At 51.6% G+C, this 461-nt stretch carries 1 protein-coding gene; it reads left to right on the forward strand.

Features of this window, described 5'->3' with window-relative positions; genetic code table 11:
* Positions 1-461 (forward strand): glycogen/starch/alpha-glucan phosphorylase (locus J5M57_RS28430; protein WP_207938534.1); only part of this gene is annotated, 461 nt, incomplete at both ends.

Here is a 461-nt window from a genome sequence, read left to right on the forward strand (position 1 = left end):
ATCCCTGGTTACGACACCGACGCGACCAACACGCTGCGTTTGTGGAGTGCGCAAGCCAGTAGCGAAATTAACCTCGGTAAATTCAACCAGGGTGACTACTTCGCGGCAGTGGAAGATAAAAACCACTCCGAGAACGTATCTCGCGTACTGTATCCGGATGACTCCACCTACTCCGGGCGTGAGCTGCGCCTGCGTCAGGAATACTTCCTGGTTTCCTCGACCATTCAGGACATTTTAAGCCGCCATTATCAGTTGCATAAAACCTACGATAACCTGGCGGATAAAATCGCGATTCATCTCAATGATACCCATCCGGTACTGTCGATTCCTGAGATGATGCGTCTGCTGATCGATGAGCACCAATTTAGCTGGGACGACGCGTTTGAGGTGTGTTGTCAGGTCTTCTCCTACACTAACCACACGCTGATGAGCGAGGCGCTGGAAACCTGGCCGGTTGATAT

The sequence above is a fragment of the Pseudomonas sp. 86_A genome, from assembly GCF_017491705.1.
GTDB classification, from domain to species: Bacteria; Pseudomonadota; Gammaproteobacteria; order Pseudomonadales; family Pseudomonadaceae; genus Aquipseudomonas; species Aquipseudomonas koreensis.